Here is an 18,710-nt window from a genome sequence, read left to right on the forward strand (position 1 = left end):
AACAAATGAAACAACAAGAAATTATCCCTTTAACCGGCTATCAGAAGCTGGTGATTTTTTTATTGGCCATCACCCAATTTACCGTCATCCTCGATTTTATGATCATGTCGCCATTGGGCGATATGCTGATGAAGTCGATGAGCCTGAAACCTTCAGCTTTTGGTGTGGCCGTATCTGCCTATGCTTTTAGTGCAGGTATTTCAGGCCTGTTAACGGCTGGCTTTGCCGACCGTTTCGACCGCAAAAAACTATTATTGTTTTTTTACATCGGATTTATTGCCGGTACTTTTTTCTGTGGTCTTGCCAATACCTATACGCAATTGGTTGCCGCACGTATCATTACAGGCTTGTTTGGCGGGGTAATCGGCTCCATTTCTATGGCCATCATTACCGATTTGTTTAGCCTGCAGCAACGTGGTAGGGTAATGGGCTTTATCCAGATGGGCTTTGGAGCCAGCCAAGTGCTAGGTGTTCCCATTGGCTTATACATAGCTGGCAAATGGAATTGGGAAGCACCGTTTTTAATGGTTGCCTCTTTGGCCGTACTGATAGCTGTGGTAATCTTGCTCAAACTAAAACCGGTAACCGCGCACTTGGCCGTGCAACGAGACAAATCGGCGTTTATGCACCTATGGCATACTATTAAAAAACGTAAGCACCGTATCGGGTTTACAGCTACGGCCTTATTATCTATTGGGGGTTTTATGATGATGCCTTTTGGCAGTGCATTTGCCATTAATAACCTCAAGATTTCTAACGATCAACTGGTCATGCTATTTATGGTTTCGGGGGTGTCTTCAGTGGTCATCATGCCTTTTATTGGTCGTTTGAGCGATAAGGTTAGTAAAGTAAAGATTTTCGCCGTCGCTTCGGTTTGGATGATGATCATGTGTGTTGTCTATACTAATTTGGGTCCAACTCCTTTTTGGCTAGTGCTCATCTTTAACATTTTGATGATGACCGGCGTAATGAGCCGCATGGTACCTTCGTCAGCTTTAACCAGTGCCGTACCAGATCTGGAAGACCGTGGTGCATTCATGAGCATCAACGCTTCCTTGCAACAGATTGCAGGTGGCGTGGCTGCTGCGGTTGCTGGAATGATTGTAACCCAAAAAAGCAAGGCCAGTCCGTTGCAGAACTACGATATCGTAGGTTATGTAATTGTGGTTATTTCTATCCTCAGCATCTTCTTAATGTACCGCGTAAGCAAGATGATTGCCCAAAAAGGCAACCAGCAGGGTGCTGCCAAAATAGAAGAGGCAGTGCTGAGCGAAGGCATGTAAGGCAAACGTTTGCGCAGTTTTTGTCGTTATAATCTTGCAGAGATTGTAACTTGGTGTACTTTTTACACGTAAAATGGGCAATTTGTTGTTTTGAACCATTAAACTCAACAGATTGCCTTGCAAACCATTTAGAAGATATGAACAAGTACCCGAAAATTGCCTTGCTTGCCACTGCTTTGTTGGGCAGTACCATTTCTTTTGCCCAACAAAAGAAAACCGTTGCCATCGCCAGTAAAAAAGTAACCGTTTACAGTACGGTGAAAGGCGAAGGAAAACCCATGCAAGAGACCGCTGTATTGAGCTTTAAGCCTGCCAAACAGCCACTGGAAACACAAACCAGTATTTTTGTCGACCCCAACAAAACCTTTCAGACTTTTATCGGCGTAGGAGGTGCCATTACCGATGCTTCGGCCGAAGTATTTGCCAAATTGCCTAAGGCCACCCAGCAGGAATTGCTAACCGCCTATTACGATAAAAACAAAGGCATTGGCTATACTGTAGTGCGTACCAACATCAACAGTTGCGATTTTTCGAGCGATACCTACACCTATGTGGCCGAGGGCGACAAAGACCTGAAAACCTTTAACATCGACCACGACCGCAAGTTCAAAATCCCCCTGATTAAACAGGCACAGGCAACAGCAGGAAAGGTTAATCTTTTTGTAAGCCCTTGGAGCCCGCCGGCTTGGATGAAAAGCAATAACAGCATGCTTAAAGGCGGATCGCTATTGCCGGCTTTCCACCAGTCGTGGGCCAATTATTACATTAAATTTATCCAGGCTTACGAAAAAGAAGGCATGCCGGTTTGGGGCCTTACCGTGCAAAACGAACCGATGGCTACGCAACGCTGGGAATCGTGCATTTATACCGCCGAAGAAGAAAGAGATTTTATCAAGAACTTCTTAGGTCCAACCTTGCACAAAAATGGCATGGCCGGCAAAAAACTGATTGGCTGGGATCATAACCGTGACCTGATTTACCAAAGGGCCTCCACTTTGTTCAGCGATCCGCAGACCGAAAAATACCTGTGGGGCATCGGTTTCCATTGGTACGAAACCTGGACTGGCAGCAACCAGAACTTCGAGAACCTGAAAAGGGTAAAAGAAGCTTTTCCAACCAAACAACTGATTTTTACCGAGGGTTGCGTGGAGAAATTCAGTTTAGATCGCATCAACGATTGGACCCTTGGCGAACGCTATGGCCTATCGATGATCAACGATTTTAATGCTGGTACCGTGGCCTGGACCGATTGGAATATCCTGCTCGACGAAAACGGTGGGCCAAACCATGTGGGCAATTTCTGCTTTGCACCGGTGCATGCCGATGTAAAATCGGGTAAACTGATGTACAACAACTCCTTTTATTACATCGGTCATTTTTCTAAATACATTAAGCCAGGTGCCAAAAGAATCATCAGCGCACCGAGCCGTACCATGTTAAGCAGTACTGCTTTCCAAAATCCGGATGGTTCGATAGTGGTGGTCGTGATGAATACAACCGATCAAAAATTGCCTTACGAGTTATGGGTAGCCGGCCAGGCCGCCGAAACCATAAGCGAAGCACATTCTATCAGCACATTGATTATTAAGTAATAAATGCTAATGCTTAATAGACAGCCCCGTTCCGATGTAAAGTCGGGACGGGGTTTGTTTTTTGAGGGTGTTGGAGAAGCTTTATGGACATCCAATGTTAAGTTTTTGTTTTTTCGTATCCTTCGATTAATCTTTATCGTTTTTCTGTTGTCATAGCATGGTAATTGTCCTGAAATATGAAACAACGAATTCACCATTTCTACTTTTGCCTACTTGTGTTCGGGTCGGCTATTGTTTTTTCTTCGTTTGTAAATTCTCGTGAAAAAGAAAAGTTTGTGCTTCCCTACAAGCAAGCCGGTTTAACCGAACAGCAGGCTGCGGCCCATTTGCTCAGTCGTTTCAGTTATGGTGCCCGCCCCGGCGATGTAGATGCCGTGGTTAAAATGGGGCTCGAAAAATGGTTCGAGCAGCAGTTGGAAGGCAACCAGTCAGATGCCGAACTCGACCCGATGTTGGCGAAGCTCGATGCCATTAACCTGAGCAATACCGAAGTAGAAAACATCTTCCCGCGCAGGGCACAATTGGTTCGCTTTGCCGTTAGGGATGGCTATATTCCGAAAGATTCGGTAAACAACGCCAATAGAAAAGAGTATGCCGCTACTATGACCAAGTACATGCAAGACAAAGGCTATAGGCCGCAACAGGAGTTATATCGACAGTTTATCAATCAAAAAATATTAAGGGCCACCTACGGCAACAACCAGTTGCGTGAGCTCATGACCGATTTTTGGTTCAACCACTTCAATGTATCGCTCAGCAAAAACCAGTGTGCCTCTTTTGTGCCTGCCTACGAGCGCGATGTAATTCGTCCCAATGTGTTTGGTCCATTCGATAAGCTTTTGTTGGCTACGGCCAAATCGCCGGCCATGCTCATGTACCTTGATAATTTCAGCAGCACAGGCAATAACGTAGCGCCCATGGAAGAACCTGCCAATGAGATGATGGCTACGGGCAATCGGCAGGCACAATCGCGTAAAAGGCTAGAAGCCCTCATGCAAAAGGCAAAAGCCAATGCCAAGAACAAAAAGCAGGGGCTTAACGAGAATTATGCCCGCGAAGTGATGGAACTGCACACCTTGGGCGTTGATGGGGGCTACACCCAAACCGACGTAACCCAGGCCGCACGTGTTTTAACCGGCTGGACCATTGCGCCAATGGGCGAAAACGGCTATGGTGCGCCGATCAAAAAACTGATGGAGCGTGTTGGCGACGATAAATTGCGCCAGCAGGGGTTTGTACACGAAGGCGACTTTCTTTTTGCCATGAACCGTCACGATAATGGCGAGAAAGTAGTATTGGGCAAAAAATTTAGGGCCGGTGGTGGTTATGAAGAAGGTGTGGCATTGTTGGAAATGTTGGCCCATCATCCTTCAACGGCTAAATTTATTTCAAAGAAAATTGCCGTTCGTTTTGTGAGCGATAACCCACCACAAAGCCTAATTGATAAAATGGCCAAAACATTTGCCAGCAGCAATGGCGATATCAGACAAGTGCTGATGACTATGGCCAGTGCACCTGAATTCTGGTCGGCCGATGCCCTGCGCGAGAAAACCAAATCGCCTTTCGAATTGGCCATCAGTGCGGTTCGCAGCTTGGATGCTACCATTAAGCAACCTTATCAATTGTACACCTGGATCAATAAAATGGGACAGCAAATGTACTATTATCAGGCTCCAACTGGTTTTCCAGACCGTGGACAATACTGGATCAATACAGGGTCTTTGCTAAACAGGATGAACTTTGGTTTGGCCCTGGCTTCGCAACGTATTCCAGGCATCAGCTTCGACTTGGCCGCACTCAATAACAACCACGAACCCGAGAGCAGCGAAGCGGCCCTGAGCATCTATGGCAAATTGATGATGCCCGAACGCAAGCTCGACGAAACCATTTCGAGGCTAAAACCTATGCTCAACAATCCGGATTTGGAAAGCAATGTAGCCAAGGCCGCCGCCCAGCATGGAGCGCCTCAGCAAATGAATACCATGGCCAACGAAGATGCCAATATCATGGGCGAAAATGCCGATCAAATGAAACCAAAAGGCAAAAAAGCCTTAGTTAACAATATGCCGGGCCAGCAGGCAGGAAACAATTCCATGTTGGCACAAGTAGTAGGGGTAATTATCGGATCACCAGAATTTCAACGTAAATAAAATTTATCATGACTTCGAGAAGAGGATTTATCAAAGCTGGAGGCTTGGCCTTATTTGGAATTAGCTTGGGTGGCATACCCGGATTTTTGGCCGATGCCGTTGCTGGTACCGTAACCCCGGGCTTGTTCAAAAAACGTAAAATCATGGTGTGCATCTTTCAGCGTGGTGCCATGGACGGTTTAATGGCTGTTACGCCCTTTACCGACAACTACTTAAAGGCTGTTCGCCCCAATTTGTTTATGTCGGCGGCACAAGGTGGAAAAAATAAGCCCCTGATTGATTTAGATGGCCGTTTTGGACTGCATCCATCCATGGCCGCTTTCGAGCAAATGTTTCGCGAAAAGCGTCTGGGTATTGTTCATGGTATCGGTTCGCCCAACAATACGCGTTCGCACTTTGATGCGCAGGATTTCATGGAATCGGGTACACCGTTTAACAAAGGCACCGAAACCGGTTGGCTCAATAGGGCAGTTGGCTTGTTGGGCCACGAGGCTGCTACGCCGTTTCAGGGGGTAAGTTTAACTTCTTCCTTGCCAAGGTCGTTTTATGGCGATAATCCGGCAGTGGCCATCAGCAACCTGGCCGATTTCAATATCCAGTTGCGTGGCAATCAGGCGGGAGCCAACATGGCTTCGAAAAGCTTTGAAGACCTGTACGATCAAACCTCGTCGGGTTTGTTGAAAGATACCGGCAAAGAAAGCTTTGAAGCGATTAAAATGCTTCAGAAAACCGATACCAAAAATTATAAACCCGAATACAATGCGGTTTATCCGAATACGGCACTGGGCAACTCGCTCAAACAGATTGCGCAGCTCATTAAAATGGACGTGGGTTTGGAAGTGGCTTTTGCCGAATCGGGCGGTTGGGATACGCACTTTAACCAAGGTACCGAAACCGGCATTTTTGCCCGCAATGTAAACGACCTGAGCAATAGCATCATGGCTTTCTGGACCGATATGAGCAAATACCAAGATGAGGTTACGGTAATGACCATGACCGAATTTGGACGTACCGTTGCGCAAAATGGAACCGGTGGCACCGACCACGGACGGGCTTCGTGTAATTTTATTTTGGGTAACGATGTAAATGGCGGTTTGGTGCACGGAATCGTTAATCCATTGGCTAAAGAGAATTTGGAAGATGGTAGGGATTTAGCGGTAACCACCGATTTTAGGGCTGTATTTAGCGAAGTGGCCGACAAGCATTTGAGCATCCACAACGATAAAATCCTTTTCCCAGATTGGACAGGTAAGCAGATTGGGGTGATGCGGGGAATCTAAGACAAATCCGATTTCCTTTGCGATGTCTATTCTCTATTTTTTTGGATCTACCTCATGGCTTCCTCCAAATTCATATTAAAAAGAGTTTAGAAAGCATATAAATAGTTTATGAACGTGTAAATTAAATTTCTAAATTCTTTATTAATGAATGCTAGTTCGAATTTAATTGCTCATGATGTTATTGTAATCTCTATTATTTCTTTATTTTTCTGGTGTTTTTTATAACGCGCTTTTCAAATTTTTTTCCAGTATTAAAGGCTTTTGATAGACCATAATGTATCGAGTACCGAACCCCTTCCTTTACTTTTGGATTTATATTGGAATAGGTCCTCTCTCGAAAAGACCAATGAATATGAGGTTCGGATTCTTCTGTATCTTCTATATAACATATAATGTTTAAATCAAATAGAAATTGAAGGAATTTATCGCTTGATTCAAAAAATACTGGTATATCTATCGAGTTCTTTTCTATATGGTTTGCAAACTCGTTATAACAATGCATAAATTCATCATAACTAAATGACACCCTTCCATTTAAGAATTCAAAAAACTTTAAAAATATCTCGTAGTCAGCATCTGAATGATAAAAAGCTAGATAATCCTTTATCTCTCCTAGGAGATAGTCGGAGTATTTGGTTCTAAATGATGAAGCCTCAAAATCTAGGCTATCGATAATAGGTAGTTTACGACCTGCTTCAGACTTTATGTTTTCTTGTAATATTTTCATCATAGTTATAATGTCCCTAGGTCTAAACATTGAGAATCTAAGAAAGGAAATGAAAGAATCGTCTGTTTTTCCGGTTCTAATTTCATTCTTGAATGGAAAGTAATAATCCCAAGATTTGCCTAAATCTAAGAATTCAGATTGTTGGGTGTTGAGAATATTATCAGCTATTTTGAATAAACCAGAGCTTCGATATGCGTTATAATTTGTTTTCCAATCTAATAGGACGCCATTGTCTCTTATTTTATTATTGAGGTTTTGTAATCCGAGTTGTGAGAATATATCAGGTCGTACTAAAATCATGACCTTTAATCTTCCTTTAGAATCCTTGATTTGGGAGAAAAAATCATTATTTAAAGTCCAAACCGCATTTGCCAATCCTTTTACGCATTCTAGGTAATCTTCAAACCCGATATTTCTTGGTCTGATGTCAATCCCATCTATGAATAGAATGTGATTTTTTTCAAGTTTAAGTGATGACAAAGATTCTTCAAATCTTTTCTGGATATATAAAAGATTAATTTGAAATTTACTTTCAGTAAAACTTTCAGTATATTTCTCTTCTCCAGCAATTTTAAAGAATTGATTCATTAACTCGGCAACCTCCTTGGTCTCTTCAATAATATTTAATGCATAAATAATTTCTGGAGAGAATGCTGATTTATAAAATGCATTGATCGCATCTTGTAATGGTTTGAATTTTGACAATTTTGAAAATAAAGTTGTGTCTTTCTCGCCTTTTTGTATTTGCTGAGAAATTAACAAGTATATCAATACCTTCCAAATATTAGTATATTCTGTAAGTGTGAGGTGCTTTTCTTCTTTTAACTTAATAAATTTCACATACTCAGTTTCTCTTATATAATTGAGGTACGAACTTGTGTTTTTAAACTCGGTATTCGAAAGGTAGAGAGAATATGCGGTCTTTCCTGTGCCTTTATCACCGACTAGAAAATAATTTGAAGGATTTAGAATTGCATATAATTCGTCATTCCTAATAAAATACTTATTAAGTAATTGTTTGTTTTCCTTTTTTTTATAATTTTCAGCATCTCCAAACCCAAGATTTAATTCAAGATAATTTTTCATAAAGCGTCAAATGTAAATTCAAAAATTGTCGAGTTGATGCAAGTTAGCAATATGTCAGATATAAATCAATTTGCAATTTAATTTAACGAAACGGTTAACAATGTTGATATTTAATGAGCGCTCATTTGGTTTTCAGAATTCTCATGAGTAAATATTTGTAGAACAATTTTATTTTGTCTGTTTATTTTCTTCTTAATTATGCTGGATTTTTCATCGCGTTAAAGGAACGATTAAGAAGATGGCCTTTTTTGGAAGCCTCTAGATATGGCTCTTGTCGAACTTAGCTATGTAACTTATTTGATAACAAGCCCCTTGGTGTTTCCCAATCGCCGTAGGGGCTTTCTCTTTATTGTTAAAATGGGCCCAAAGTTCTATCTTTCGGGTATTAACTAAACTATTTAAGGATAATTCGTGAAACCGCTATGATTTTTGAGGCCATTTGCTTCAATAATCACCCATGGCTATTTCATTACCGTTAAAACAAAATTTAAACAGATGAAAACTTTTTTACATCCCAAAGGCTTTTCTGCAGCAAGGTATGCCGCTGCCATGTTTATTGGTGCCAGCATGTGCTGTGGCAGTTTGAGTTTCGCTCAAAGCAGCAAAGACCCTGTCATCAACAATATCGTGAACGAAGAAAACAGCAATTCGCAACTCGAGAAACTGGCTCACGAGCTGTTGGATGTTGTGGGTCCCCGTTTGGTAGGCAGTCCGCAAATGAAACAAGCTAACGATTGGGCTGTAAAAAAATATAGCGACTGGGGCATTTCGGCCAGAAACGAAAAATGGGGCGAATGGCGCGGCTGGCAAAGAGGCGTAAGCCACATCGACCTGATCAGCCCAAGGGTAAGAACCTTAGAAGGCACACAATTGGCCTGGAGTCCATCAACATCGGGTAAAGGCGTTAAGGCCGAGGCCATTATCTTGCCAGAAGTAGCCGATTCAATGGCGTTTCAAAACTGGTTGCCTAATGTAAAAGGCAAATTGGTGATGATTTCGATGAATCCAGTATCGGGTCGCCCGGATAAAAACTGGGAAGAATTTGCAACCAAAGACCTGTACAACAAATTTAAAAAGGAAAAAGACGATGCCGCCAAAGCTTGGAAAGATCGCTTGACCAAAACCGGTTTAACCGCTAAAAACCTGGCTCTAGCCATCGAAAAAGCAGGTGCTGCAGGTATCATCATCAACAACTGGTCGCAAGGCTGGGGCGTAGATAAGATTTTCGGTGCCAATACCACCAAAATTCCTACGGTTGATTTATCGGTAGAAGATTATGGCCTGGTTTACCGCTTGGCTACCTACGGTTCGAAACCGGTACTTAACATTGTTTCCGAATCAAAAGAATTGGGCTTGGTACCAACCTTCAACACCATTGCCGAAATCAAAGGCACGCAAAAACCAAACGAATATGTGATGCTATCAGCCCACTTCGATTCGTGGGATGGTGCCAGCGGTGCCACCGATAACGGCTCGGGTACCATTATGATGATGGAAGCCATGCGCTTGTTGAAGAAATTCTATCCAAATCCGAAAAGAACCATCTTGGTTGGCCATTGGGGCAGCGAAGAGCAGGGCTTAAACGGATCGAGAGCTTTTGTAGAAGATCATCCAGAAATTGTAAACAACCTGCAGGCCTTGTTTAACCAAGACAACGGAACCGGTCGTGTAGTTAACCTTTCGGGACAGGGTTTTGCAAAAGCCAAAGACTATTTAACCAGGTGGTTGGCCCAAGTGCCTGATACCATCAAAAACCAGATCAAAACCAATTTCCCTGGTGCTCCAGGTGGTGGTGGTTCAGATTTTGCCTCTTTTGTGGCCGTAGGCGCTCCGGGTTTTTCTTTAAGCTCTACCAGCTGGGATTACGGCAGCTATACTTGGCACACCAATCGCGATAGCTACGACAAATTGGTTTTCGACGAAATCAGGAGCAATGCCATTTTAGCCGCGATCATGGTTTACATGGCCTGCGAAGATCCAGAAAGAACTTCAAACGAAAGAATTACCTTGCCGGTTAACGAACGTACGGGCAAGCCGGGCGTTTGGCCTCCACAGACAAAAGCAATCCGTAAAGGTGGCGTAAACTAGTAATCAATTTAAATACATTTAACAGACCATGGCCGATAAAGCTATGGTCTGTTTGCTGTCAAACCCAATACAATGATATTGAAAAGAACAATACTGTGCTTGGTGGCTTTGCTGGGCTTCAACGCTTACGGCCAGGTGCAAACCACGCCCAACGAAGCACTAAATAGGCCCCCTAAGGCTATGCAGGAATTCAGGGCGGGATGGATTGCAACAGTGGCCAACATTAACTGGCCAAGCAAGCCGGGCTTAACAACGACCGAACAGCAACAGGAAGCCATTGTCTTATTAGACCTGCTTAAAAAATTGAATTTCAATGCGGCCATTTTGCAGATCAGGCCACAGGCCGACGCACTTTATGAAAGCAGTTTAGAACCCTGGTCGTTTTTTCTGACTGGTACACAAGGCAAGGCCCCAGAACCTTATTACGATCCTTTGGCCTTTTGGGTAGAAGCGGCGCACGACAGGGGCTTGGAGCTGCACGTATGGCTCAATCCTTACCGTGCCCATCATTTGTCGGGTGGCGAGCCAAGTGCCAAGTCTATTGTAAAGGCCAAACCCGAATTGGTGGTTAAACTGAAAGATGGGCAGTACTGGATGGATCCGTCGAAAAAGGAAGTACAGGAGCATTCGCTGGCGGTAGTGAAAGACATTGTAAAGCGTTATGATATTGATGGCGTGCACTTCGACGATTATTTTTATCCCTACGATTCGTACAATGGCGGTGCCGATTTTCCCGACGACCAAAGTTGGGCAGCTTATCAGCAAAGCGGAGGCAAACTGAGCCGTGGCGACTGGCGGAGAGAAAGCGTAAACAGCTTTATCGAAAAGGTATATAAAGAAATCAAGGCCGAGAAAAAATATGTGAAATTCGGGATCAGTCCCTTTGGCATTTGGCGTCCGGGTTATCCCGAATCTATTGAAGGCATGGATCAATACGACAAGCTTTATGCCGATGCCAAGTTATGGCTCAATAAAGGTTGGGTCGATTATTTCAGTCCGCAGTTGTATTGGACAGTCAATGCACAAAAGCTGAGTTTTCCAGTACTGTTGGGCTGGTGGCAGTCTGAAAATACCAAAGGCAGGCATTTGTGGCCGGGCATGAACATCGGCTTGGGTGGCGACGAGAAGAATGTAGACGAAATCATCAATCAGATCATGATTACCAGAGGCATGTTGCCCAATAGCAAGGGTGCTTTGCATTGGAGCATGGCCGGTTTGGTGAAGCATGAAAAGCTAAGGCAAGGGCTTATTGATGGGCCCTATCAGAAACAGGCCTTGGTGCCACCTAGCGAATGGCTGGATAAAAAAGCTCCTAAGAAGCCAGTTGTAACCATTACATCGAAAGATTCGCTTTGGCAAATCAAGTGGAGCCATCCAGAAAAAAACGATGTATTTAGGTGGGTGGTTTATTTTAAATACGGCGATAAATGGAACTATAGAATTTTGAACCGCAAAGACGAATTTTTGGATATCTTAGCGGTTCTTAAAGGAGCCAAGACTTCAATTCCCTTAAATGCTTATGCCGTAACTGCAGTAGACCGTACCGGCAACGAAAGCGAATTTGAAGAACACCAGCTCATCAACAGCAAACCATGAAAACACAGCCAAAAGAACTGATAGAAGCAACTGCCAACGCCATCAAGGATCATTTTATTCCCAAAGATCCAGCGGCAAAGCAGTTCAGTTTTCATTTTACCATTCCACCGGCTTCCAACTACAAAGCCAATTATGGGCAAGATGCCAAGGGCAATTGGATTTTGCAGAGCTATGAAGTAGACGATTTGAAATAAGTAAGCGGTTGGCAGTTGCCCATTGAAGCTCTAAAGCTAGTTGGATAGTAAGAGAAACAATTTCCAATTCCCCTCCGCGGGAGGGGTGCCCAAAGGGCGGGGTGGCTAATTAGGAAAGAACTCACTTACGGCGTTTCCAAAGCGGCGTAAGTGGTTTAACTCATTTGCAATGTAATGCCTTCTCTTTTGAGGATGTAATCGAAAATTCCTTCGATAGGCTTTTGCAATATTTTGCCAACTTTGATGTTGTTGGCCACAAAAGTAGCACGCAATTCGTCTTGATAGTAATAAGCAATAGAACCTACAAAATTACACTCGAGGCTGCGGTACGATTTATAGTCTTTTACATTGGTGTCGATAAATTCCTGAAAGCCATCGTGCAGCACCTGCTGGATAAACGGGTGCGATTGATGTGCCTTCATAAAGCGGCTAAATCCCGCCAAGTACGAATTTGGCAAGGGCTTTTGGTAGATGTTTTCGATAACGATGTCTTTGTTTACCTCATAAGCCTTGGCAAAAGCTTCGCATAAATCAGCAGGCATGGTTTGATACAAAAAGGAAAGCAATATCTTTTTGCCAAAATAAGTGCCCGAACCTTCGTCGCCCAATACATAGCCCAGTCCGTGTTTGCCATCGTGTACGTTTTGGCCATCGTAATACGAAATGTTGGAGCCGGTGCCTAAAATGCAGGCCAGACCTTTTTTATCGCCACAAGTGGCATAGGCAGAACCAATCAGGTCGTGGTCTACGCTGATAAAGGCCTTGGTAAAAAATGCAGATAGTCCGTTAGAAATAATCTCGTGCTTATCCGGCGACGAACAACCCGAGCCGAAAAAATAAACTTCCTTAACAGCCGTGGCATAAGGGGCAATTTCCTTGTTTTTGGAAAGGATTTTGACCACATCGTGCGCATTTACAAAATAAGGGTTTATGCCTTGCGTACTAAAAGATAAGATCTGATTTGGACTATAGGCCATCCAATCTGTTTTGGACGAACCGCTATCTGCGACTAAAATCATGCACTAAAAATAGCAATTTATTGAATATTTAACGTACCGCTGATTTCTTTTAGCGCAATTTCGGCCAATTTAGCCTGATACTGCACATCGATATAGCGGCTATTGGCATCGATGGCGTTGCGTTGCGCTTCCCTTAGTTCTAGTGGCGCGATGCTGCCCAAGCGATATTTCTCTAAAGTAATATCCAAATTCTGGTTGGCAATGTCAACGTTATGATGCTCCAGTTTAACCAGCTCTAAAAAAGTGCTGTAGTTTTGGTAGGCGCTGGTCAGCTGCGCACTAATGTCTTGCTTTACCTTATCCAATGAAAGACTGGCCGAGCTGATTTCTACTTTCGCATTGCGCTCGTTCTGACGTTGCAAAAAGCCATTAAAAATGTTTACGCTGGCCGTTACCCCATAGGTTAAGCCGTTGGCCCTAAACTTGGTGTTAAAGCCGGTAGGCGTGGTGCTGCGCGAAAACTCATAGCCACTGTTGAGGCTAACCTGCGGATAACGGCTGCCCTTTACCTGTTTCAGGTTCAGTTCGGCAATTTTTTTGCTCAGCATGGCGCTCTGCAAATAAGGATTGAGTTGCTGCATTTGGTTGGCCAGCTCCGTATAATTCAGGGTATTGTCTATCGTGATATCGCTTGCTACCGAAAATTTGGTGTTCACATCGCGGGCCATCAATTGGTTTAGGGTAACCATAAAAGTAGCCAGCTGGTTTTTTTGCTGCAGGTAGGTCGAAGTGTCGGTGTTGTAATCGACCTTAGCCGCCAATACATCCAGTTTAGAACCGCGACCAATTTCCAGTTTGTTGTTGGCAATTTTTAGCCTCAGGTTAGAAATATCGAGGGCACTATCAGAAGCTACCACCAATTGTTGCTGCTTTACCATGTTGAAATAAGCAGTAATCACATCAGAAATAGTGGTCAGGATTTGTGCCTTGGCATTTACCTGGCCTTGTTGTTCTAAAGCCTTTAATCGATCGTAATTGGCAAACATCTTAAAGCCATCAAAAATGGTCCAGTCTAAGCCCACGCCATACGACATGTTGGTGCTTTTGGCGCCGTCGGTTACCCGCTGCGTACCAGTAGATTGCGTTTGAACGGTATTTTGTCTGCTGCCACCTGTGCTAAACGTGCCCGATGCACTCGGCAACATGCCTGCATTGCCCACATTGGCGTTGTTTTTGGCAATAGTAGCATTGTTATTGATCAGTTTAATATCGTAGTTGTTTTGCAGGGCAATGGTAATGGCGTCTTGCAGCGTGAGTTTCTCTTGCGCAGTCACAGTATTGCACAAGCCAGCCCAACCACTAACGATAAAAAATATAAAATACTTCAATTTCATGTATGTTAAATTTTGAATGATCGAGTTTTGAACAATTGAATGGCTTTATTCCTTCAATCCACAAACCTTTCATTCTCTCCTTATTTTTTGTCTTGCCCCTCGTCGGCCAATGCGGCGTTTAAAGATTCTTTTAACTCGGTATTTTCCTTGTGTTCTTTAGACCAATAAGAATAAATAGCCGGAATAACGAACAAGGTTAAAACCAACGAAAACAAAGTACCTCCAATAATTACGGTACCCATACTCATCCGGCTTTTGGCCGCTGCACCCAAGGCCATGGCAATAGGCAAAGCTCCAATAGCAATGGCCATACTGGTCATTAAAATTGGCCTTAGTCGCGAAACGGCTGCCTCTCTAATGGCATCGTGTACCGATTTGCCTTGCTCTTTAAGCTGGTTGGCAAATTCTACAATCAAAATGCCGTTTTTGGTTACCAAACCAATCAGCATGATGGTGCCAATCTGACTGAAAATATTCCAGCTTTGGCCACATAGCCATAACGATAAAAATGCACCGGCAACCGCCATTGGCACCGTAAGGATAATGATGATCGGATCCTTAAAGCTTTCGAACTGTGCCGAAAGTATGAGGTAAACCAACAACAAGGCCAAGCCGAAGGCGAATAGGGTATTGGAAGAACTCTCCTGAAAATCCCTCGATTCGCCACTTAAATCGGTCGAGAAACTTTCATCGAGCACTTTGGCCGCAATCCTGTCCATAGCCGCGATACCATCGCCGATGCTCTTGCCCGGTGCTAAACCTGCCGAAACCGTAGCTGAAATGAAACGATTGTTGCGGTATAACTGTGGCGGACTGCTTTCTTCCTTGGTCGTTACGAGGTTGTCTAATTGGATAAGCTGGCCCTTGTCGTTTCTTACATAAACCGAACTCAGGTCGAGCGGTTCCTTGCGGTCGCTCACGTCAAACTGGCCAATTACCTGATATTGCTTGCCATTCATAAAGAAATAAGAGAAGCGCTGTCCGCTGAGGCCTAATTGTAGCGTTTGGGCAATATCAACAATAGAAACACCCAGGTTTTTCGCTTTATCGCGGTTAATAGTAAGGTCGATTTCGGGTTTGTTGAACTTCAGGTTAACATCTGAGGTGGTAAAAGTAGGGTCTTTAGAAACCTCGTCCATAAACTGAGGCACTTTCTCGCGCAGCTTCTCAAAGTTTTGTGCCTGAATAATATAGCTGATTGGCAAACCACCTCTACGCCCCACAGAAATGGTAGGCTGTTGCGTAACGGTTACCTTGCCTTCGGTATATTTTTTGGTGGCTTTGGTCAGCTTGTCGGCAATGTCTTTTTGGCTTCTCTCTCGTTTGTCGGGGTCGATCAAGCCCATGCGCAAGAAACCAGAGTTGGTAGAACCCGCCCCACCAAAGCCCGGCGAAGTAATGGTAATCAGCACGTTTTTCTCGGGCACCGAATCAATGATCATGGTGCTCAGCTTAGCCATAAAACGATCGGTATAGGCAAAAGAGGCACCTTCTGGCGTAGTTACGCTCAGGTTAATGGCACTTCTGTCATCGTAGGGCGCTGTTTCTTTCGGCAACAATTTCCAGAAAAGGAAAATCAGCCCCATACAGATCAAAATCAGTGGTACGGCAATCCAACGTCTGTTTAAAAACTTGTTCAGGTTGCTCTTGTAGCTTTCGTTCAGCTTCACAAAGTAAGGTTCTGTAAAGTTGTAGAACCTCGATGGCGTATGGCCTCCCTTTTTCATCAAATAGGCATTCAGCATCGGGGTTAAGGTTAGCGATACGAAGGCCGATATGAGCACGGCGGCGCCGATAACCACCCCAAATTCGCGGAATAAGCGCCCCACAAATCCTTGTAGGAAGATTACAGGCAGGAATACCGCGGCCAGGGTAATGGAAATGGAAATTACCGCAAAGAAAATCTCGTTCGAGCCTTTAATGGCTGCTTCGATAGGCGAGAGCCCTTCTTCTACCTTTTTAAAGATGTTTTCGGTGACCACGATACCATCATCAACCACCAAACCCGTAGCCAATACAATGGCCAAAAGCGTGAGTACGTTAATGGAGAAACCAAAAATGTACATGATAAAGAAAGTGGCAATAAGCGATACCGGAATATCGATCAATGGCCTAAAGGCAATGGCCCAATCCCTAAAAAACAGGTAAATGATCAAAATTACCAAAACCAGCGAAAGCAAGATGGTTTCGGCTACTTCGGTTACCGAACGTTTGATAAAGAGGGTGGTATCAAGGGCTACCTTGAGCTTAATGTCTTGAGGTACGTCTTGTTCCAGTTTGGCAAAGCGTTTGTAAAACTCCTTGCTAATGTCGAGGTAGTTGGCACCCGGTTGCGGAATAATACCAATGGCTACCATGGGTTTGCCCGATTCGCGCAGAACGGTTTCCTCGTTTTCAGAACCCATTTCGGCAAAGGCCACATCTTGCAGCTTTACTACGTTATTGCTATCACTAGAAAGGATCAGGTTGTTAAACTCGTCGGCTGTGGTAAGTTTGCCCAGGGTTTTTACAATTAGCTCGGTAGTGGCTCCAGTTAGTTTTCCCGAGGGTAATTCTACGTTTTCGCGGTCGAGCGCCGTTACAATATCCTGCGAAGTCAAACCATAAGAGGCCAATTTGTTCGGGTCGATACGGATACGCATGGCATATTTGCGCTGTCCCTGAATTTGTACGCTACTTACGCCCGGAATGGTTTGGATGCGGTCGGCGATTACGTTTTCGGCAAAATCGCTCAGGTCGGTTACCCCGCGTTTGTCGCTTTGGATGGTCATCGAAATAATGGCATCCGAGTTGGCGTCGGCCTTGCTCACAATCGGCAAACCGTCTATATCTTTTGGCAAGCTTCGGGCGGCCTGCGATACTTTGTCGCGCACGTCGTTGGCCGCTTCGTCGATGTTTTTGTCGAGGTTAAACTCAATGGTGATGTTGCTCGTTCCCTGGTTACTCGAAGAAGAAATATTGCGAATACCGTCGATGGCATTGATCGATTTTTCTAGAGGTTCGGTAATCTGCGATTCGATGATATCGGCGTTAGCTCCCGGATAGGAAGTACGCACCGAAACAATGGCCGGATCGATAGAAGGGTACTCGCGTACGCCCAAAAAGTTATAGCCAATTACCCCGAACAGGATAATGACCAAGTTCATTACAATGGCAAGAACCGGACGTTTGATACTGGTGGTCGAAATACTCATGATTTAGCTTTTACCAGTTTAACTTTTACCGGAGATTTAGGTTTTAGCGCCATGGCACCCGTGGTAAGCACGGTATCGCCTACGTTAAGACCCGAGGTAATTTGTACGCTTTCGGCGGTACGGTTGCCTGCTTCTACTTTTACCTGTTGCGCCAATCCGTTTTTGCTGATGTAAACGGTTTTTCCATTCAGCACCGGAATAATGGCTTCGCTCGGAATCAAAATGGCATCGTTGATGGTGGCCAAGGCCAGTTTAACTTTGGCAAACGAGCCCGGCAAAAGCTTGCCATCGGCATTAGGAGCCAGTGCTTTGATTTGGAGTGTACGGGTAGCTTGGTTAATGCCCGGTTCTAAGGCAAATATCTTGGCCTTAAAGGTTTGGTGCGAGCCGTCTATATGAAAATCGATATTGGCGTTTTGGTTGATTTGTCCAGCATATTTTTCCGGAATGGAGAACGTGATTTTTACCGGATTGGTGCTCACCAAGTTGGCAATGGTGGTTGATGGGGTCAGGTATTCGCCCACAGAAATAGACCTGAGGCCAACTTTGCCGCTAAAAGGGGCTAAAATCGAAGTTTTGGCCAGCTGTGCCCTAATCAGTTGGGTCTGTGCCTTTAGCGATTGCAGGTCGGCCAATGAAGTGTCGTATTCTTCCTGACTGATAGCGCCTTTGGCCAACAGTTGCTTAGCCCTATTCTCGTTCGTGGCCGAAAGCTTTTCTTTGGTTAGGGCGTCTTTCAGCTGCGCCTGAATATCTCTGTCGTTTATTTTAACCAGCAAAGCGCCTTTGCTTACATTGCTGCCTTCCTTAAAATAGATGCCGGTTACCAAGCCCGATACTTCGCCACGCAAAACAACCGATTCGTTAGGCTCTATGCTGCCTGTAATTTCAAGGTCGTTGTCAAATTTGGCGGTTTGTACGACTACGCCTTCTACGGCCAATGGTGGACCGCCTTTGCCTCCCTTGCCGTTCTTGCCACCTGCACCGCCGCCACCTTTGGCACCATTGCCTTCGGCTGCGATTTTTTTGTTTTCAGAAATTCTATAATAAACCAAATAGGCCAGGCCTATGGCTAAGAGCGTGTAGATGATATACCTGATTTTCATGCGTGTGTTTAATCCAATGGGTTAACGTACAAAAATATTTATTTGTTTTTCTAATCATTTG

The 18,710-nt window shown here is 44.3% G+C and carries 12 protein-coding genes; 7 read left to right on the top strand and 5 right to left on the bottom strand.

Going from position 1 to position 18,710, the window contains the following annotated elements:
- Nucleotides 1-5: 5 nt before the first annotated feature.
- The 4 genes from VRU48_RS18015 to VRU48_RS18030 all read left to right on the top strand — a co-directional run bounded on the left by VRU48_RS18015 (nt 6) and on the right by VRU48_RS18030 (nt 6,305).
- Nucleotides 6-1,283, top strand: coding sequence for an MFS transporter (locus VRU48_RS18015; protein WP_330109312.1), 1,278 nt, complete (start codon nt 6-8; stop codon nt 1,281-1,283).
- Between the two features lie 137 nt (nt 1,284-1,420).
- Complete coding sequence (locus tag VRU48_RS18020; RefSeq protein ID WP_330109313.1) at nt 1,421-2,875, top strand: glycoside hydrolase family 30 protein; 1,455 nt, start codon at nt 1,421-1,423, stop codon at nt 2,873-2,875.
- 176 nt (nt 2,876-3,051) lie between these two features.
- Nucleotides 3,052-5,025: a DUF1800 domain-containing protein gene (locus VRU48_RS18025; protein WP_330109314.1), complete on the top strand. Its 1,974-nt coding sequence runs from the start codon at nt 3,052-3,054 to the stop codon at nt 5,023-5,025.
- 8 nt (nt 5,026-5,033) lie between these two features.
- A complete protein-coding gene (locus VRU48_RS18030) occupies nt 5,034-6,305 on the top strand; it encodes a DUF1501 domain-containing protein (RefSeq protein WP_330109315.1) in 1,272 nt (423 codons plus the stop codon).
- 193 nt (nt 6,306-6,498) lie between these two features.
- Here the strand turns inward: VRU48_RS18030 and VRU48_RS18035 are convergent, their stop codons facing one another.
- Nucleotides 6,499-8,118: a P-loop ATPase, Sll1717 family gene (locus tag VRU48_RS18035; protein ID WP_330109316.1), complete on the bottom strand. Its 1,620-nt coding sequence runs from the start codon at nt 8,116-8,118 to the stop codon at nt 6,499-6,501.
- A 495-nt stretch (nt 8,119-8,613) separates the two neighbouring features.
- Between VRU48_RS18035 and VRU48_RS18040 the strand changes: the two genes are divergently transcribed.
- From VRU48_RS18040 to VRU48_RS18050, 3 genes are all read left to right on the top strand, one after another.
- The gene (locus VRU48_RS18040) at nt 8,614-10,206 is read left to right on the top strand and encodes a M20/M25/M40 family metallo-hydrolase (protein WP_330109317.1); all 1,593 of its coding nucleotides are present in this window, start codon (nt 8,614-8,616) and stop codon (nt 10,204-10,206) included.
- Nucleotides 10,207-10,278: 72 nt separating this feature from the next.
- Nucleotides 10,279-11,802, top strand: a complete 1,524-nt coding sequence (locus VRU48_RS18045) for a glycoside hydrolase family 10-like protein (protein WP_330109318.1) — start codon at nt 10,279-10,281, stop codon at nt 11,800-11,802.
- Nucleotides 11,799-11,996, top strand: a complete 198-nt coding sequence (locus VRU48_RS18050) for a hypothetical protein (protein ID WP_330109319.1) — start codon at nt 11,799-11,801, stop codon at nt 11,994-11,996. The genes VRU48_RS18045 and VRU48_RS18050 overlap by 4 nt, the downstream gene beginning before the upstream one ends.
- 155 nt (nt 11,997-12,151) lie before the next feature.
- Here the strand turns inward: VRU48_RS18050 and VRU48_RS18055 are convergent, their stop codons facing one another.
- The 4 genes from VRU48_RS18055 to VRU48_RS18070 all read right to left on the bottom strand — a co-directional run bounded on the left by VRU48_RS18055 (nt 12,152) and on the right by VRU48_RS18070 (nt 18,649).
- The gene (locus tag VRU48_RS18055; protein WP_330109320.1) at nt 12,152-13,015 is read right to left on the bottom strand and encodes an N-acetylglucosamine kinase; all 864 of its coding nucleotides are present in this window, start codon (nt 13,013-13,015) and stop codon (nt 12,152-12,154) included.
- A 17-nt stretch (nt 13,016-13,032) separates the two neighbouring features.
- Complete coding sequence (locus VRU48_RS18060) at nt 13,033-14,349, bottom strand: TolC family protein (RefSeq protein ID WP_330109321.1); 1,317 nt, start codon at nt 14,347-14,349, stop codon at nt 13,033-13,035.
- An 80-nt stretch (nt 14,350-14,429) separates the two neighbouring features.
- Nucleotides 14,430-17,543 (bottom strand): efflux RND transporter permease subunit, encoded by a 3,114-nt coding sequence (locus VRU48_RS18065; protein WP_330109322.1) that lies wholly within the window; start codon nt 17,541-17,543, stop codon nt 14,430-14,432.
- Nucleotides 17,540-18,649, bottom strand: coding sequence for an efflux RND transporter periplasmic adaptor subunit (locus VRU48_RS18070; RefSeq protein ID WP_330109323.1), 1,110 nt, complete (start codon nt 18,647-18,649; stop codon nt 17,540-17,542). The genes VRU48_RS18065 and VRU48_RS18070 overlap by 4 nt, the downstream gene beginning before the upstream one ends.
- Between the last annotated feature and the right edge of the window lie 61 nt (nt 18,650-18,710).

It is taken from the genome of Pedobacter albus, assembly GCF_036324255.1.
Classification (GTDB): Bacteria; Bacteroidota; Bacteroidia; order Sphingobacteriales; family Sphingobacteriaceae; genus Pedobacter; species Pedobacter albus.

Bases quoted from the DNA above. Each gene is read 5' to 3' on its own strand.
- VRU48_RS18015 (WP_330109312.1), top strand. From the start codon at position 6: ATGAAACAACAAGAAATTATCCCTTTAACCGGCTATCAGAAGCTGGTG.
- VRU48_RS18020 (WP_330109313.1), top strand. From the start codon at position 1,421: ATGAACAAGTACCCGAAAATTGCCTTGCTTGCCACTGCTTTGTTGGGC.
- VRU48_RS18025 (WP_330109314.1), top strand. From the start codon at position 3,052: ATGAAACAACGAATTCACCATTTCTACTTTTGCCTACTTGTGTTCGGG.
- VRU48_RS18030 (WP_330109315.1), top strand. From the start codon at position 5,034: ATGACTTCGAGAAGAGGATTTATCAAAGCTGGAGGCTTGGCCTTATTT.
- VRU48_RS18035 (WP_330109316.1), bottom strand. From the start codon at position 8,118: ATGAAAAATTATCTTGAATTAAATCTTGGGTTTGGAGATGCTGAAAAT.
- VRU48_RS18040 (WP_330109317.1), top strand. From the start codon at position 8,614: ATGAAAACTTTTTTACATCCCAAAGGCTTTTCTGCAGCAAGGTATGCC.
- VRU48_RS18045 (WP_330109318.1), top strand. From the start codon at position 10,279: ATGATATTGAAAAGAACAATACTGTGCTTGGTGGCTTTGCTGGGCTTC.
- VRU48_RS18050 (WP_330109319.1), top strand. From the start codon at position 11,799: ATGAAAACACAGCCAAAAGAACTGATAGAAGCAACTGCCAACGCCATC.
- VRU48_RS18055 (WP_330109320.1), bottom strand. From the start codon at position 13,015: ATGATTTTAGTCGCAGATAGCGGTTCGTCCAAAACAGATTGGATGGCC.
- VRU48_RS18060 (WP_330109321.1), bottom strand. From the start codon at position 14,349: ATGAAATTGAAGTATTTTATATTTTTTATCGTTAGTGGTTGGGCTGGC.
- VRU48_RS18065 (WP_330109322.1), bottom strand. From the start codon at position 17,543: ATGAGTATTTCGACCACCAGTATCAAACGTCCGGTTCTTGCCATTGTA.
- VRU48_RS18070 (WP_330109323.1), bottom strand. From the start codon at position 18,649: ATGAAAATCAGGTATATCATCTACACGCTCTTAGCCATAGGCCTGGCC.